General features: G+C 74.4%; 3 protein-coding genes. All 3 read right to left on the bottom strand.

From position 1 onward, the window contains the following. Positions 1-502: ROK family protein (locus ABEB16_RS18025; RefSeq protein ID WP_345713595.1), on the bottom strand; the 502-nt coding region annotated here is incomplete at its 3' end. Continuing rightward, the gene (locus tag ABEB16_RS18020) at positions 502-1,395 is read right to left on the bottom strand and encodes a carbohydrate ABC transporter permease (RefSeq protein ID WP_425560244.1); all 894 of its coding nucleotides are present in this window, start codon (positions 1,393-1,395) and stop codon (positions 502-504) included. The genes ABEB16_RS18025 and ABEB16_RS18020, both read right to left, overlap by 1 nt. Beyond that, on the bottom strand, positions 1,392-2,315 hold a 924-nt coding region (locus ABEB16_RS18015; protein ID WP_425560243.1), incomplete at its 5' end, for a carbohydrate ABC transporter permease. The genes ABEB16_RS18015 and ABEB16_RS18020, both read right to left, overlap by 4 nt.

The following is a 2,315-nucleotide window of genomic DNA, read 5'->3' as shown; positions in this document are numbered from 1 at the left end:
CCCCGTGGGCGCCGCGGCGCAGCCGCCCGTCCAGCAGCAACCCCGCCGCCAGGCCGGTGCCCAGCGCCAGCAGCGCCAGGTCGCCGTCGAGGCCCGGGGTCGCGGCCGCGCCCAGCGTCGCGGCGTTCAGGTCGTTCTCCAGCACCACGGGCACCCCGCCCAGGCCGTCGGCGAGCAGCGCCCCCAGCGGCACCGGGTCCGCGCCGATCCCCAGGTTCACGGCGTGCGCGACGGTCCCCGCGAACGGGTCGACGAGGCCGGGGACCCCCACACCCACCGCGTCCAGCTCCCCCGGTGCCAGCCCGGCCCCGGCGCGCAACCGGTCCACGACGGCCGCGACCGCCGCCACGACGTCCCCGGAGCCGCGCCCCGTGGGCACCCGCACCCTGCCGTGCACCGCGCCGGCGCCGTCGAGCAGCACGCCCAGCACCTTCGTGCCGCCGACGTCGACGCCCGCGGTCCAGCTCCCCGGCGCGGGGACCGGCAGCGGTTCCGGTGCCATCAGCCCTTCACCGCCCCGGACACCAGGCCCGAGCTCATCCGGTGCTGCACCAGCAGGAAGAACGCGATGACGGGCAGCGCCACGAGGGTGGCACCGGCCATCACCACGCCCCAGTCCACCGCCTTGTTGCCCTCGATGAGCCCCTGCAGCCACAGCGGCAGCGTCCGCCGGTCCGGGTCCGTCATGACGACCAGGGCCAGGGTGTACTCGTTCCACGCCTGCAGGAAACCGTACACGCCCGACGCCACCAGCCCGGGGGCCAGCAGCGGCAGCGTGACGCGGAAGAACGCCCCGGTGCGGGTCAGGCCGTCCACCATCGCGGCCTCCTCCAGCTCCACCGGCACGCCGTCGGCGAAACCGCGCAGCATCCAGATCGTGAAGGGGAGCACCGCCGCGACGTAGACGACGCCCAGGCCCAGCACCGAGTTCACCAGGTCCCAGCCGTCGAGCATCCGGTACTGGGAGATGAACAGCCCCTCCGCGGGGATCATCTGCACGACGAGCACCGTGAGGACGAACCCCTTGCGGCCGCGGAAGCGGAACCGGCTCACCGCCACCGCCGCGACGAACGCCACCACCAGCGCCACGGCCACCGTGAGCAGGGTGACCGCCAGCGAGGTGCGCATCGACGCCGCGAACGTCGGGTCCGCCAGCACCGTGCGGAAGTTGGCCAGCGAGCCGCCGAAGGGCAGGAAGTTCGGCTCCGACCGCTGCAGCTGCGCCGTGGGGAAGAAGGCGCTGTTCACCATCCAGTAGACGGGGAACAGCCACGCCAGGGCGACGACGACGGCCAGCGCCCCCAGCAGCCGGCGGCGCGCACCCCCGCGCGGGGGCCGGGCGCGGGCGGGCCGGGGCGCCGTGCCCGGTGCCGCCACGGGCTGGATCGCGGTCACGGCTCCTCCTCGCGGAACGTGCGGCGGATGTAGAGGGCGGACAGCGCCACGGTGAGCACCAGCATGATCGTGGCCATGGCGCCGGCCGTCGAGAACTCCTTGGCCAGGGAGTAGATGTACGTGCCGAGCAGGTGCGTCTCCCGGGTCGGGGCACCGGCGCGCTGCAGCACGTGGATCTGGGTGAACACCCGCAGGTCCCAGATGACCTGCAGCAGCGCCACGACGGACAGCACCGGCGCCACCATCGGCACGACGAGGAAGCGGAACCGCTGCCAGCCGCCGGCGCCGTCGAGCTGCGCGGCCTCGGTGACCTCCTCGGGCACCTGCGCGAGCGCGGCGTAGACGGAGAACACCACGAACGGCACGGACGTCCACACCACGATGAGGCCGGCGACGCCGTAGAAGGACAGCGGCTCGATGAGCCAGGAGTGGTGCCGCAGCGCGGGGTCGCCGGTGACCTGCGCCAGCAGCCAGTTCACGACGCCGTACTGGGAGTTGAACAGCCACTGCCACACCGTCATGGTGGCCAGCACCGGCGCGCCCCAGGCGAACAGCATCGCCACCTGCAGCACGGCGCGCGGCAGCCGCCCGACCTGGGTGAGCAGCACCGCCAGCGCGGTGCCCACCGCCATCGTCACGGCCGCGCAAGCCAGGCAGAACGCCACGGAGCGGCCGATGACGGCCCACACGTACGGGTCGGACAGCAGGGTCGTGTAGTTGCGCAGCCCGACCCACTCGGCGGGGCGGCCGAACTGCTGGGCCAGGCCGTACTCCTGGAAGGAGATGACGAACTGCCGCACCAGGGGGTAGCCGACGCCCGCGGCCATGACGAGCAGGGCCGGGACGAGGAGCAGCTGCGGGCGGGCGGCCCGCCGCCGGCGGGGCCGGTGGTCGCGGTGCGGGGCCGCGACGGGCGCGGC

The sequence above is a fragment of the Kineococcus glutinatus genome, from assembly GCF_039542765.1.
Taxonomy (GTDB): domain Bacteria; phylum Actinomycetota; class Actinomycetes; order Actinomycetales; family Kineococcaceae; genus Kineococcus_A; species Kineococcus_A glutinatus.
Note: the sequence above shows the minus strand (reverse complement) of the source record. Positions and strands in the feature narration are given on the sequence as shown.